Annotated in this window: 14 protein-coding genes and 1 other annotated feature; of the genes, 8 read left to right on the top strand and 6 right to left on the bottom strand. The window is 44.8% G+C overall.

Features of this window, described 5'->3' with window-relative positions:
* Positions 1–26: 26 nt before the first annotated feature.
* Complete coding sequence (gene uvrC, locus R7190_RS15070; RefSeq protein ID WP_017820475.1) at positions 27–1859, bottom strand: excinuclease ABC subunit UvrC; 1833 nt, start codon at positions 1857–1859, stop codon at positions 27–29.
* A 1-nt stretch (position 1860) separates the two neighbouring features.
* Complete coding sequence (gene uvrY, locus R7190_RS15065; RefSeq protein WP_005386783.1) at positions 1861–2505, bottom strand: UvrY/SirA/GacA family response regulator transcription factor; 645 nt, start codon at positions 2503–2505, stop codon at positions 1861–1863.
* Between the two features lie 427 nt (positions 2506–2932).
* On the opposite strand from uvrY, the gene R7190_RS15060 reads away from it, so the two are divergent.
* Entirely contained in the window at positions 2933–5296 is a 2364-nt protein-coding gene (locus tag R7190_RS15060; RefSeq protein ID WP_053306581.1) for a DNA polymerase II, read from the top strand.
* On the opposite strand, the gene R7190_RS15055 is transcribed toward R7190_RS15060, so the two are convergent.
* Positions 5293–6060 carry a nucleotidyltransferase gene (locus R7190_RS15055; RefSeq protein ID WP_053306582.1) on the bottom strand — a complete coding sequence of 256 codons (768 nt, stop codon included), beginning with the start codon at positions 6058–6060 and terminating at the stop codon, positions 5293–5295. The two genes, R7190_RS15060 and R7190_RS15055, sit on opposite strands and share 4 nt — an antisense overlap.
* A 194-nt stretch (positions 6061–6254) precedes the next feature.
* Here R7190_RS15055 and yeiP point away from each other — a divergent pair, with 194 nt between their 5' ends.
* Both yeiP and R7190_RS15045 read left to right on the top strand, forming a co-directional pair.
* A complete protein-coding gene (gene yeiP, locus R7190_RS15050; protein ID WP_005376801.1) occupies positions 6255–6821 on the top strand; it encodes an elongation factor P-like protein YeiP in 567 nt (188 codons plus the stop codon).
* Positions 6822–6823: 2 nt separating this feature from the next.
* Entirely contained in the window at positions 6824–7144 is a 321-nt protein-coding gene (locus R7190_RS15045) for an HI1450 family dsDNA-mimic protein (protein ID WP_005376800.1), read from the top strand.
* Positions 7145–7331: 187 nt separating this feature from the next.
* Here the strand turns inward: R7190_RS15045 and rluB are convergent, their stop codons facing one another.
* Positions 7332–8270 (bottom strand): 23S rRNA pseudouridine(2605) synthase RluB, encoded by a 939-nt coding sequence (gene rluB, locus R7190_RS15040; protein ID WP_005376798.1) that lies wholly within the window; start codon positions 8268–8270, stop codon positions 7332–7334.
* A gap of 565 nt (positions 8271–8835) precedes the next feature.
* Here rluB and R7190_RS15035 point away from each other — a divergent pair.
* Positions 8836–9546, top strand: a complete 711-nt coding sequence (locus R7190_RS15035; RefSeq protein WP_005376796.1) for a calcium-binding protein — start codon at positions 8836–8838, stop codon at positions 9544–9546.
* 93 nt (positions 9547–9639) lie between these two features.
* On the opposite strand, the gene R7190_RS15030 is transcribed toward R7190_RS15035, so the two are convergent.
* Together R7190_RS15030 and rnm are read right to left on the bottom strand one after the other, a co-directional pair.
* A complete protein-coding gene (locus R7190_RS15030) occupies positions 9640–10260 on the bottom strand; it encodes an L-threonylcarbamoyladenylate synthase (protein ID WP_005376791.1) in 621 nt (206 codons plus the stop codon).
* Between the two features lie 59 nt (positions 10261–10319).
* Positions 10320–11177, bottom strand: a complete 858-nt coding sequence (gene rnm, locus R7190_RS15025; protein WP_053306583.1) for an RNase RNM — start codon at positions 11175–11177, stop codon at positions 10320–10322.
* 95 nt (positions 11178–11272) lie between these two features.
* Here rnm and R7190_RS15020 point away from each other — a divergent pair, with 95 nt between their 5' ends.
* The 4 genes from R7190_RS15020 to trpD all read left to right on the top strand — a co-directional run bounded on the left by R7190_RS15020 (position 11273) and on the right by trpD (position 14813).
* On the top strand, positions 11273–11398 hold the full coding sequence (locus R7190_RS15020) for a trp operon leader peptide (protein WP_005376787.1): 126 nt from the start codon (positions 11273–11275) through the stop codon (positions 11396–11398).
* Positions 11345–11448, top strand: a sequence feature (Trp leader region). Its footprint overlaps the gene before it by 54 nt.
* Before the next feature lie 126 nt (positions 11449–11574).
* On the top strand, positions 11575–13140 hold the full coding sequence (locus tag R7190_RS15015) for an anthranilate synthase component 1 (RefSeq protein ID WP_186584858.1): 1566 nt from the start codon (positions 11575–11577) through the stop codon (positions 13138–13140).
* Positions 13141–13156: 16 nt separating this feature from the next.
* On the top strand, positions 13157–13765 hold the full coding sequence (locus R7190_RS15010; protein ID WP_005434961.1) for an aminodeoxychorismate/anthranilate synthase component II: 609 nt from the start codon (positions 13157–13159) through the stop codon (positions 13763–13765).
* A 37-nt stretch (positions 13766–13802) separates the two neighbouring features.
* Entirely contained in the window at positions 13803–14813 is a 1011-nt protein-coding gene (trpD, locus tag R7190_RS15005; RefSeq protein WP_186584854.1) for an anthranilate phosphoribosyltransferase, read from the top strand.
* Positions 14814–14818: the final 5 nt, after the last annotated feature.

Raw genomic sequence — 14818 nt, 5'->3', positions numbered from 1 at the left:
TGCGGCTTAATGTTGCGCGATTTTCCTTATTGTTTCAATGCTTGGAAAATAATTTCTGCTAAAGAGTGACTTATTCCCGGTACTTTGGCGATTTCTTCGACACTTGCACGTTTAAGTTCTTGTAACCCACCCATGTACTTGAGTAACGCCTGACGTCGTTTAGGGCCGATTCCCTCAATCCCTTCGAGTGCACTCGTACGTCTGGTTTTACCTCGCTTAGCACGGTGCCCCGCTATAGCATGGTTATGACTTTCATCACGAATATGTTGGATAAGATGCAGCGCAGGAGCATCGCTTGGTAAATGAAACTCGTCCCCATCGACTGTAATCAGCGTTTCTAAACCTGGTTTGCGAGTAACGCCTTTTGCAATACCTATCATGATAGGACGCTTTGGCCAATCCCCCCAGTACTGCGAAATGATGTCATGCGCACGATTTAACTGACCTTTACCGCCATCGATAAAGATGATGTCGGGAATTTTCTCTACGTCCAATTGCTTCGAATAACGGCGCTCCAACGCTTGTCCCATTGCTGCGTAATCATCACCACCGGTAATCCCAGTAATGTTGTAGCGACGATACTCTTGCTTTACGGGGCCTTCGTTGTTGAACACAACACATGACGCAATCGTGCTTTCCCCCATCGTATGAGAGATATCAAAACATTCCATTCGAGCTATAGACTCCAAATTCAATGTTTCGCGAAGCGCATGAAAACGTTGATTAATCGTCATTTTGTGATTGATTTTGGTGGTAATCGCCGTTAGTGCATTCGTGTTCGAAAGCTTGAGATACCTTGCTCGAGAGCCAGTTGGCGACGTATGAAAATGAACCTTACGGCCTGCCACTTCACTTAACGCTTTCTGTATTGGCGCAATATCTTCTGCCAACTCTTGATTCAAAATAATACGAGAAGGAATTGTACGTGCTTCGTTATGGCTCAAATAGTATTGAGTCAGAAAACTATCGAACACTTCCTGCTGGCTTGTATTTTGTGGGATTTTCGGAAAATGGCTACGGCTACCAAGCACTTTGCCTTGACGTATCATCAGGATATGGATACACGCGATACCATTCTCCTGAGCAAACCCGAGTACATCCATATCATCCATGCTGTCTTCTGAGACGTACTGCTGCTCTTGAACACGCCTAATCGCTTGGATTTGATCGCGAAATTTAGCGGCATCTTCAAAGCGCAATTGCTGACTGGCAACTTCCATTTTCTCGATCAGTTGTTTGAGTACTTGCTGATCTTTGCCTTGCAAAAACATGCGCACAAAGCCAACCAACTCTGCATATTCTTCATCAGAAATGATGGTATTAACGCATGGTCCTGCACAACGACCAATTTGGTACATCAAACATGGGCGCGTTCGGTTGGAATAGACAGTGTCTTCACACTGGCGCACAGGAAATATCTTTTGCAGCAAATGCAATGTTTCTCTTACTGCACCAGAATCTGGGTAGGGGCCAAAATATTCACCTTTGCGCTTCTTGGCGCCACGGTGGATAGAAAGCCGTGGGTGCTTATGACCGCTAATAAAGATATAAGGGTAAGACTTATCATCTCGCAGCAACACATTGTATTTCGGCAAATACTGCTTGATGTAGTTATGCTCTAAGATCAGCGCTTCTGTCTCAGTGTGAGTCACCGTGACGTCTATTTTGGCGATATTACTGACAAGCGCGCGAGTTTTCTCACTGTCTACTTTTTTCCGAAAGTAGCTTGAAAGGCGCTTTTTAAGGTCTTTGGCTTTACCTACGTAGATTACAACAGCTTCGGCGTTGTACATTCTGTAAACGCCGGGCTGATGAGTTACTGTCTTGAGAAAGGAAGCCGAATCGAAAGGAGGATTCACGCTAAAGGGTCTCGGTGTCCAGCATTCCGTGGCGAATCGCTAAGTGAGTTAACTCAACGTCACCATTAATGTCCAATTTACTAAAGAGTCGGTAGCGATAGCTGTTGACTGTCTTTGGACTTAAATTAAGTTGCTCAGAAATATCCGTTACCTTTTGGCCTTTGGTGATCATAAGCATGATCTGCAATTCACGTTCGGATAAGTCTTTAAAAGGGTTCTCAGAGGCTGGAGAAAATTGACTCAATGCCATCTGCTGCGCAATCTCTGGCGAGATGTAACGCTGCCCACTATTAACTACACGAATCGCATTCACCATTTCGTCAGGGCCAGCACCTTTGGTTAAATAACCAGACGCACCTGCCTGCATCACCTTGGTTGGAAACGGGTTTTCTGTATGAACGGTAAGTACGATGATTTTCACATCAGGATTCACGCGAAGAATTTTTTTAGTGGCTTCCAAGCCGCCAATTCCTGGCATGTTCATGTCCATTAAAACGACGTCAGCATGATTACTGCGACACCATTTTACTGCATCTTCACCGCTGTCAGCTTCTCCTGCTACGTTCATTCCACGGACGTCTTCAATAATACGTCGTATCCCTGTGCGAACCAGCTCGTGATCATCTACAAGGAAAACATTTATCAAACTTGTATCTCCACACTTTGTATTGGTTCTGCACCCACATAACCGTTATTTGTTAAATGTGGATATCAGTATGACTGCCTATATACTAACGTAATCGACAAAAAATTGCTTTCTATGAATATGTGCTGAAACGCAAACTTTAGCAAGAACTTATTCATAAACCACTCTATTATTTTAGAGCGTGATGAGCAGAACCGAAATCTAAGAAAAGACAATTAACAACATTAAGTACAATAAATCAAGTAACTAGGTTTCATATTGCCCAGAGAAACACGCTATAACTTAAAATGACACTGTCCCTCTTGCACCAAAGACTAACTTGTAATCACTAATTCCAGCAAAAATTTGAGACGCTTTCTTTACTGGTTATTTTTACAGTTCTTAGTGTTAAACTAACGTTCTTCAAGTTTTCTAAGGTTTCTCACATTTGAATATCCAACAAGGCTTTCTGCTTACTCGACAGGCACGAGACATCAAAGGTCAAACTCAAATCGAGCTGTGGCTTTCGACAGAAGCAGGTCCTACTCAGTTACTTATTAATGGTGAGAAGCCAGTATTTTTCATCGCTCAGAAACACTCAGAGCAAGCAAAGACACTCGCACGAGAAAAAAACATATTCGTCGACATCCGCCTTTTGGATCTCAAAACGTTTGAACATACGCCTCTTGCTGCCTGCTATACCAATGTAACCAGAGACGCTCTCACACTCAAAGACACATTCGCTCAAAAAGATATCACTACGTATGAAAGTGATATTCGCCTCGCCGATCGCTACCTAATGGAACGTTTTATCAAAGGCAGTATCGAGTTTACAGGCAATGTGACTTGCACCAATGGCTACCAACGCGTCCAGAACGCAAAATGCCGTGCGGGGCAATATGAGCCGAAGTTAAACGTTGTCTCGTTAGATCTAGAATGCTCTGAGAAAGGCATTCTTTACTCAATCGGATTAGACAGCGTCATGGATTCCCGCGTTATCATGATCGGAGAACCAGAACCTTCGGAGACACCGATACAGTGGGTTAAGGATGAAAAAGCGCTTCTAGAAGCACTCATCGTTTGGTTTAAACAATTCGACCCCGATGTCATTGTCGGTTGGAACGTCATTGATTTTGACTTTCGTCTGCTACACAAACGAGCAGAATGGCACAACATGAAGCTAATGCTTGGTAGAGCAGACCAAGCCAGCTTTTTCAGAAGTTCATCTCAAAGCCAACAAGGGTTTATCTCCATTCCAGGGCGAGTTGTAATGGACGGTATCGATACGTTAAAAACGGCGACTTATCACTTTCGGTCTTGGTCATTAGAGTCTGTATCTCAAGAACTCTTAGGGGAAGGGAAAGAAATCCACAACGTTCATGACCGCATGGATGAGATCAATCGTATGTACCGCTCCGACAAACCATCGCTGGCTAAATATAATTTACAAGACTGCATGTTAGTGAATAAGATTTTCAATCACACTCACCTGCTCGACTTTGCAATAGAGCGCTCTCGTCTCACTGGTGTCGAACTGGATCGTGTCGGCGGTTCGGTTGCAGCATTCACAAACCTATACATGCCTCAGATACACCGAGCAGGCTACGTTGCTCCGAACCTACACCCTGAAAATTGGATTGCCAGCCCCGGCGGTTACGTGATGGACTCCATCCCTAACCTATATGATTCTGTTTTAGTATTGGATTTTAAGAGTCTATATCCATCGATTATTCGCTCTTTCTTGATTGATCCTATGGGTTTAGTTGAGGGGTTATTGCTCGATATTGGAAAAGAAGAAAATCAGGCTGTACCTGGCTTTCGCGGTGGGCAGTTCCATCGTACGAAACACTTTTTACCAGAAATGATTGAAAAGCTTTGGGCAGCACGTGATGTGGCAAAGAAGAACAATGAAAAAGCTTTTTCTCAGGCAATCAAAATCATCATGAACTCCTTTTATGGCGTACTGGGCTCATCGGGATGTCGTTTCTTTGATACTCGGTTAGCTTCTAGTATTACCATGCGCGGACATGAAATCATGAAGCAAACTAAGGTGCTGATTGAGGAGCAAGGATATCAAGTGATTTACGGCGATACGGATTCCACATTCGTGTCGTTGAATCGACCATACAGTCAAGTAGAAGCTGACGCTGTTGGAAATCAATTAGTTGATTACATCAACTCTTGGTGGCAAGAACACCTGCGTTCTGAGTACAACCTAACATCTATGTTGGAAATCGAGTATGAAACCCATTATCGCAGATTCCTTATGCCAACGATTCGTGGCGCAGAAACTGGCTCGAAAAAGCGCTATGCGGGTTTAATCGGTGAAGGAGAGCAAGAACGGATTGTATTTAAAGGGTTAGAAAGTGCCCGTACTGACTGGACCTCGTTAGCACAGAAATTTCAAAATACACTCTATAGCATGATTTTCCATGGTGAAGATCCAAGCGACTATGTCCGAGAGATGGTTGAGAAAACTAACAACGGTGAATTTGATGAACAGTTGGTGTATCAAAAGCGACTGCGAAGAAAACTGCATGAGTATCAGAAGAACGTCCCGCCACAAGTGCGTGCAGCTCGTTTAGCCGATGAGATAAATGCCAAGCTTGGCCGCCCATTACAGTATCAAAACAAAGGGCGAATTGAATACATTATTACCGTGAACGGCCCTGAACCTTATGAGTACCTCAATAGCCCGATTGATTATCAACATTACATTGATAAACAACTCAAACCCGTTGCGGATGCGATTCTCCCTTTCATTGGGACGGACTTTGACAGGCTTTCAGCGCCACAAATGGGGTTGTTTTAGCCGATACGAAACTCTGTTTTCTGGTACTGTTTGACTAACCAATCACCAAACGCATCAATTAGCCCGATAACAGAACGCTTGGGAATACCCCGGCCAGAAAGTAAAATTTCTAGCCGCTCGATCTCAAGCTGCTTTTCAGGATGATAAGTTAAGAATACCTTGCCACATTGTATAGGGTCATCAAACCAACGTTTATCTCGATACATCACCAAAGAGTATGACGCTCTTAGTAACTTTTTTGCAATCACGCGCTGGGCGGCCACCTGCTCTTCTATCGTCTTCGCTTGTACGATTTTTTTGCGATACACCGTAATCCAATCTTCCACATCCATATTCCAGTGCTTAGCAATTTCCCAACTTGGGACGTAATCACCAAAACAGTCTGCTAGATCATCACCATAAACACAGACACAGCAATGCTTAAGCATAAAACCCCAAGTGAAAATACTGTCTAAATTAGCTACTTCGCTCACTAAGGCTGTACGGACCGATACACCATTCACGTGAGGGTAACTCTGCTGCGCACGCCACTTAATTGTGTTGAGCAAAGTCGCGCGATTGTGCTCAAAGGATGATTGAGTAACGACAACCAGGTCTAAGTTCGACCTCCCAACGATCGCTGTTTTACGAGCAACACTACCGTATACATAAACGCTGTGTAAGTTTTGCCCCAGTCCACCTTTGAGACAAGCGATGACTTCCCTAATTAAAGGCGCAAACTCTGGTTGAAATGGTTGTTTAGGATCGATAACAGGCAGAGACATGACTTAAAACGTGTTCTCAGATGGTTCAAGAAGTTGGACTATATGTTCTCTTAGCCGACTCACTGAATCAAGTCCATTCAGGTGTTTAGTCATGGGAGTAACAACAAATTTCTGCAATGAATTTTAATGCTAGGCGGCTAACTTAGCGCTATAATCACCGAGTTTTGCTTAATAAGTATGAATAGGAATATACAATGCCAAAGGCAAGTGAAATCAAAAAAGGCTTCGCAATCGAGTCTAATGGTAAAACTCTTCTAGTTAAAGACATCGAAGTAACGACTCCAGGCGGTCGTGGCGGCGCTAAAATCTACAAAATGCGTTGTACAGATCTAAACACGGGCGCACGTGTAGATGAGCGTTACAAGTCTGATGACGTTGTTGAAACGGTAGAAATGAACAAACGTGCAGTTGTGTACTCATACGCTGACGGCGATGAGCACATCTTCATGGATAACGAAGACTACTCACAATACACATTCAAGCACAATGAAGTTGAAGACGACATGCTGTTCATCAACGAAGATACACAAGGTATCCACATTATCCTTGTTAACGGTGCTGCAGTGGGTATTGAACTACCATCTTCTGTTGAGCTAGTGATTGAAGAAACTGACCCTTCAATCAAAGGTGCTTCTGCATCTGCTCGCACTAAGCCAGCACGCTTCGCTTCAGGTCTTGTCATCCAGGTTCCTGAGTACATTGCAACTGGTGACCGTGTTATCATTAACACAGCTGAACGTAAATACATGAGCCGAGCATAAGCATGTCTGATTTGATTTCTTACGACGACGTCATCGACGCAGCGTACGACATTTTCCTTGAGATGGCTCCAGATAACCTAGAGCCTGCTGACGTGATTCTGTTTACTGCGCAATTTGAAGATCGTGGTGCCGCAGAACTTGTTGAAACCGGTGATGACTGGGTTGAACATGTTGGCTTCGAGATCGACAAAGAAGTATATGCAGAGGTTCGTATCGGCCTAGTAAATGAGGAAAATGACGTTCTTGATGACGTATTTGCTCGTATGCTAATCAGCCGAGACCCTGAACATAAGTTCTGCCATATGCTTTGGAAACGCGATTAACGTTTCTTCATCATGAACAAAGATACCAGCCTAGTGCTGGTATTTTTTTATCTGTTGTTTTCGTCTAGCTGAGATATTTGTTTATACAAAGCACCCTGCTCTATATAGGCTTTAGATCCTTTTGTTATGTAACAGATAAGAAAAAGGCTTGCCGAATTGGCAAGCCTTTCTGATGTTTTGCTATCGATTAACGATGCTTGTTGCGTGCGCCTTGGTCACCAGCAGTCTTCTTCGGCTTACGACGAGAAGGGTTGTTGCTGCGACCTTTTGGCGTGTTAACACGCTCTTCATGGCGCTTAACTGCGCGACGAATTTTTTGGCTGCGTGCACGCTCACGTTTGCGTGACGTGTTGTCTTTGTTCAGATCAAGCATGGTTTCTTTCTCTGGACGAAGCTCTACAAGCTCCCGCAAGTAGTTTACTTCTTTCAGGTCAAGCTCCATCCAACCGCCACGAGGCAGTTTCTTGTCTAAGAAGATGTCGCCGTAACGAACACGTTTCAGACGACTAACGGTACACTCTTGCGATTCCCATAGTCGACGAACTTCGCGGTTACGACCTTCGTTGATAACAACGTAAAACGTGTGGTTCATGCCTTCACCACCCGCGTAAACAACATCTTCAAAGCGAGCTAAACCGTCTTCCAGTTCAACACCTTTTACTAGATTACGAACTTTCTGTTCAGTTACTTCACCGAACACACGTACTAGGTATTCACGTTCAACTTGGCGGCTTGGGTGCATTAAGCGGTTCGCCAGTTCACCATCCGTTGTGAAAAGTAGAAGACCAGAAGTGTTCGCATCCAGACGACCAACTGAAATCCAACGAGAGCCACGAATTTTTGGCAGACGATCAAAAACAGTACGACGACCTTCTGGATCGTGACGAGTACACAGTTCACCCTCAGGTTTGTAGTACGCAAGTACACGACAAATCACTTCTTCTTGAATCTTTGCAGAGACAATGTGACCATCGATACGAACTACGCTGCTCTCGTCTTCAAGTCTTTCACCAAGCTTAGCGACTACACCGTTCACGCTAACGCGACCAGATTTAATTAACGATTCAATCTCACGACGAGAACCGTGACCAGCACGTGCTAATACTTTTTGTAACTTTTCGCTCATTTATCTACCTATGTGTCGTCTTCACAGACGTCTAGACCAGGATTGGTCTGCATTTTGCTATTTACCCATTTCAGTGGGATTTTTCGGTCGGACATTATACGTAACTTTCTTAGTTAATGTAAGCTAAATCGGCGCCATTCTCCACACCAAAATTCACATCAAAAATGACCGAAATATTTGTCCTATTCTGCAACTTTTTTACTACTTAATGCAGGCATTGCTCAACGAGAATCCCACTAATATCGGTCTTCCTGAACCACTTTAACCACGCGGTACCTGATAAAATTGTCAGGGTTACAACAATAACCACTTGGGGTGTGTTTACTGTTCGTATTGCTAGAAAGCAACGAAAAATAAGCCGTCCCTGTTTGCTGCTAAGTAATACCAATCACCGTAGACAATGAGCGCTCATAGCAAAACAAGGTCGTGGGTAACAAGACAAAAATTGTCTTTAAGTCATTAGTTCACATCAAAAATAACACTAATGCTATCGTGTACTCTGACTCACTAGGTTCGCTCTGCACTCTCGGCGATTGGCATAAATCAGACAAAAAGGAATAGAACAATGTCTATGCTAAATCTCGACCTAAATTGGATTTTTGGGACATCTCAAGATGACGATATGACAGGCACAAAAGGCTCTGAAACAACCGATATTTTCTTCGGCTTCTGTGGTGATGATAAGTTTGTAGGATACGGAGGTAATGATATTGTCTTCGGTGGCTGGGGAGACGATACCTTGCTTGGTGGCCGAGGTAACGACTTTGTTTCTGGCGGTTTTGGAAACGATTTCCTATCCGGAGGATTAGGAAACGACAAACTCTTTGGTGGCTGTGGCGACGACACAATTTTTGATTATTCAGGCAACAACTACTTGAGTGGTGGCTGGGGTAACGACACGCTCGTTGTTGGTGATGGTGAATCGGTACTGAGCGGTGGCTGTGGAGACGACACCTTCGTGCTTACAAACCGCCTGGCTATTGGTGTACCTGATCAGCCAGTGTCTTCCAACGATATTGATGTTAAAGCCGACATTGTCGATTTTAATATTTTCCATGACAAACTTGTCTTTGATATGGGCCGAGACACTGATAACGATGGCATTCGAGATACGTTCTTGGATTCAGCGGATGATCTGACTTTATCTTACAATGAATGTGGCTGGGCAGTATTCTCAAGTGATGAATACAATGTTGAAGTGACACTAAACGGTGTGAGCTCTGCATACATCAACTATGCAGAACAAAATGGTATCGACATTTTCGATTTTGCTTAACCTCAATCAGTTAAGTTCAGTAAGATATTCGATATGACAACTAAAATAGGAGGCGCGATGCCTCCTATTTTGTTTGACGGTGGTGTGCGTCTACTATTCGAATGGTGCAGGGTCACCAGATCCCAAACGAACTACAACAGGTTCACCTTCGCTAAAGTCAATTACAGTCGTAGGTTGTTCACCTAGGTAACCGCCATTAAGAATCACATCAACCGCATGTTCTAGTTTATCTCGAATATCCTCTGGATCAGATTCTGTTACGTCACTGCCAGGTAGAATCAACGACGTAGACATCATCGGCTCACCTAATGCTTCCAACAAGTCCAAGGCAATTTGATTGTCTGGAACACGGATACCGATGGTCTTACGTTTTGCATTCATCAAACGACGCGGCACCTCTTTTGTGCCTTTGAAGATGAAGGTGTAAGGACCTGGTGTGTTATTTTTCAGCAGTCGGAATGCAGAGTTATCCACTCGCGCATAGAGAGAAAGCTCCGACAAATCACGACACAGTAAAGTAAAGTTATGCTTATCATCCAGACGACGAATCTGACAGATTCGTTCCAGCGCCTGTTTGTTCTCCAACTGACAGCCAAGTGCGTACCCTGAATCAGTAGGGTAAACCACAACGCCGCCGTTACGAATGATTGCTACTGCTTGATTAATCAAGCGAGCCTGTGGGTTTTCTGGGTGAACGTAAAAAAACTGGCTCATTGTAATTCCTCATTATCGAGCCTCTCGGCTCTATATTTTTATGGGTTCTCGACTTCGTATTACTGAGTGTTATTCAACGAAGGGTCTATTCCCCAATCTTTCCAAACTGGTTCGACGCCAGCAGGCAACCATAGGTTCCTTCCTAGCTCCATCCACGGTGATGGGTAGTGAAAATCACTGCCTTGAGAGGCTAATAGTTTGTATTGTATAGCATAATCAGCCAAGTTGCGCCTTTCTTGTTGCGCTTGCTGTGGCTGTGCAACTTCCATCGCATCACCACCCGCTTCGACAAACGCTGCTAGAAGACGCTTAATCCACTTCGCTGTCAACTTATATCTACCAGGATGCGCTAATACCGCCATTCCACCAGCCGCATGGATAGCATCAACCGCATCCTTCATCGAACACCAATTCGGTGGTACATAACCTGGGTTATTACGCGTTAGGTATTTTTTAAACACCATTTGCATGGTTTTTGCGTAACCATTATCTACCAACCATTTCGCGAAATGCGCTCTTGTCACTGGGGCATCACCGGCGATTTTCCTTACCTCTTCAAGCACACCTACTCGAGTTGCTTTTTGTAGTCGCTCTGCAATTAACTCAGATCGTGTTATGCGATGCTGCTTCTGCTGTTCTATGAGGGCAGATAATTGTTCATTTTCCGGATCAATATTCAGGCCGACAATATGAATGTCTTTGTTTTGCCAGACGGTCGATATCTCAATGCCATTGATGATTTTTATCGGCAAATTATTATCTTGAACGTATTGCTTAGCTAACGCCAAACCGTCAACCGTATCGTGATCAGTGATCGCCAAAACCTCGATATCAAAACTCAGCGCCCTTTCCACTAAATCTTTAGGTTCTAACCGACCGTCCGATGCTGTGGTGTGACTATGTAAATCAATTCTCATATTTTTATCGTTTTAATGCCGTTTTGGGGTTGACTTTTTACTCTCGCACTAGTTAACTAGTACATAAATACAAAGTACGTAATTTAAGGTTCACCATGTTACAAGAATTTAACCAAAACCAAAAAGCGAAAGTTGCGGTTTGTCTTAATAAGGCAAACTCATCAGATCTTGCTTGGTGGCGCACTTGGACTAGTTCTTGGTGGGCAAACGTATACTTCTAGTTTATAGAACCAAACGTTGTAAAGCCCGCTACTTCAGCGGGCTTTTTTGTTTTGTTGCTCATTTCACATTCAACTGCCTAAACATTAATCGAATATAGCCAACTCTAGATTGGGAGAACGTTTGCTTTATGCGACTATGTACGGCAGGAAGATTTAAACAGCTACAAGGAGGTCTTGTGAACAAGGCCATTGAAATTAAGAAACTTGGACAGCTTGAAGTGCTAACGGCTTCCGTCCCTTATACTCAAGACCCGACTCGCTTGTTCCACACACTATGTGAGAACAAAACTGACAGCCTATTGCTGGAATCTGCTGAGATCGATTCAAAGCAAAATTTAAAATCCCTGCTGATCGTAGATTCAGCGGTTCGCATTGTTTGCTTCGGCCATACCGTTAGCATGCACGCCTTGACCAACAACGGTAAAAACCTACTGTCTCACCTAAACCAGAACATCCGTGGTGACGTTGAGAGTAAGTTCGATGGCGAAACGCTAACTTTGGAATTTAGCCAGCCATGCGACACGTTAGATGAAGATTCTCGCCTACGTGAAGCCTCTTCTTTCGATGCGCTGCGTTTGGTTCAGCATAGTTTTGATATTTCACTGCAAGATAAACATGCGATTTTCCTTGGTGGTCTGTTTGCCTACGACTTAGTGGCAAACTTCGAGCCGCTTGGTAATGCAGAAGCAACAAATCAGTGTCCAGATTACGTTTTCTACGTCGCGGAAACACTACTTGTTGTCGACCATCAAACGGAATCTTGCCAGCTTCAAGCGACGTTGTTTGTTGATGGTTCAGAGAAAACCGCGTTAGAGACTCGTATTGCAGAAATCAGCGCTCAGTGTGCAGCGCCAAAACTACTGCCAAGCGCAAAACAAATCGCTGACGTAACGGTAGAACCTAGCGTATCTGATGCAGACTTCTGCCAAACTGTTCGCGACTTAAAAGAGTTCGTAGTGAAAGGCGATGTATTCCAAGTTGTACCATCTCGCCGATTCACTCTACCTTGCCCTTCTCCACTAGCGGCTTACAAAGAACTGAAACAAAGTAACCCAAGCCCTTACATGTTCTACATGCAAGATGAGCTGTTCACTCTGTTTGGCGCATCACCAGAAAGCGCGCTTAAGTACGAAACCGACACTAACCAAATTGAAATCTACCCAATCGCAGGCACACGTCGCCGTGGTAAGCGCCCTAACGGCGAGATTGATTTCGACCTAGATAGTCGCATCGAACTTGAACTGCGCACCGACATGAAAGAAAACGCAGAACACATGATGTTGGTTGACTTGGCACGTAACGACGTCGCTCGTATTGCTCAATCTGGTACTCGCCACGTAGCAGACCTTCTAAAAGTCGACCGCTACAGCCACGTAATGCACTTGGTGTCTCGTGTGGTTGGTCAACTGCGTGAAGACCTAGACGCGCTGCACGCATACCAAGCATGTATGAACATGGGTACGCTCACCGGCGCACCTAAGATTCGTGCCATGCAGTTGATTCGCGATGTAGAAGGCGCACGACGCGGTAGCTACGGCGGCGCTGTTGGCTACCTCACTGGTGAAGGCACACTCGACACCTGTATCGTGATTCGCTCAGCGTACGTTGAGAACGGCATTGCTCAAGTTCAAGCTGGTGCTGGCGTGGTGTTCGACTCTGATCCACAAGCGGAAGCAGACGAAACGCGCGGCAAAGCACAAGCGGTAATCTCTGCTATCCAAGCAGCGCATAATTCACAATAAGGAATAGGGTTCAGAGATGGCTAATATCATTTTTATCGACAACTTTGACTCGTTCACCTACAACCTTGTGGATCAATTCCGCTCGCTAGGTCACTCAGTCAAGATTTACCGAAACAACATCCCAGCAGAAACCATTGAACAAGCGGTAAATGAGCTTGAAAACCCAGTGGTTCTGCTATCACCAGGTCCTGGTGCACCGTCAGAGGCAGGCTCAATGCCAGAGCTTATCCAACGTATGAAAGGCAAAGTGCCGATGATCGGCATTTGTCTTGGTCACCAAGCGATTGTTGAAGCGTACGGCGGTACTGTTGCTGGCGCGGGCGAAATCATTCACGGTAAGGTCTCTATGATGGAGCACCAAAACCATGCGATTTACCAAAACCTACCATCACCACTTGCAATTGCACGTTACCACTCGCTGGTTGCGACCAAGGTTCCTGAGAGCCTAACCATCACAGCAGAAGTGGATGACTTGGTAATGTCTGTTGTACATGAAGAAGATAAAGTTTGCGGGTTCCAGTTCCACCCGGAATCTATTATGACGACCTACGGAGCAACACTGTTGGCCAATGCCATTGAATGGGCACTTGAAGAACAAACTTCAGCGAACCCACTCACTGCTTAATAAGCACTTGGCACATAAGAAATTTAGGAGAGGAAATATGGAAACAATCATCAACCCTATTATTACCAAACTGTACGAGCAAGAATCGCTTACTCAGGAAGAGAGCCAACAGCTATTCGACATCATTATCCGTGGTGAACTAGATCCAATTTTGATGGCATCAGCACTGACTGCACTAAAAATCAAAGGCGAAACGCCAGACGAAATTGCAGGCGCGGCCAAAGCACTGCTGGCAAACGCAAATCCATTCCCTCGCCCAGATTACGATTTCGCAGATATCGTAGGTACTGGCGGTGACGGTCACAACACCATCAACATTTCAACCACTGCGGCGTTTGTTGCTGCAGCATGTGGTCTAAAAGTAGCGAAACACGGTAACCGCAGCGTTTCCAGCAAATCGGGTTCTTCTGACCTTCTTGATTCATTTGGTATCAACCTAGCTATGAGCGCAGAAGATACGCGCAAAGCGGTAGACGATATCGGTGTTGCTTTCCTATTTGCACCTCAATACCACGGTGGTGTGCGCCATGCGATGCCAGTGCGTCAAACCATGAAAACACGCACCATCTTTAACATTCTTGGCCCACTGATTAACCCTGCTCGTCCTAACATCGAATTGATGGGCGTTTACAGTGAAGAACTGGTTCGTCCTATCGCAGAAACCATGCTACAAATGGGTATGAAGCGCGCAGCAGTAGTACACGGTAGTGGTTTGGATGAAGTGGCGATTCACGGTGAAACAACGGTTGCCGAAATCAAAGACGGTAAAATCACTGAGTACACGCTAACACCAGCAGACTTCGGTCTAGACGCGCACCCACTAGAAGCAATCAAAGGTGGCGATCCTGAAGAAAACAAAGCGATCATTACCAACATTCTGACGGGTAAAGGTACAGACGCACAATTGGGCGCAGTGGCAGTGAACGTTGCTCTGCTAATGCGTCTATTCGGCCACGAAGATTTAAAAGCCAACACGCAACAAGCGATTGAGGCAATGAATTCAGGCAAGGCGTACCATTTGGTACAACAACTTGCCGCACACGCTTAAGGAAT

The sequence above is a fragment of the Vibrio sp. 1078-1 genome (genome assembly GCF_033340475.1).
Note: the sequence above shows the minus strand (reverse complement) of the source record. Positions and strands in the feature narration are given on the sequence as shown.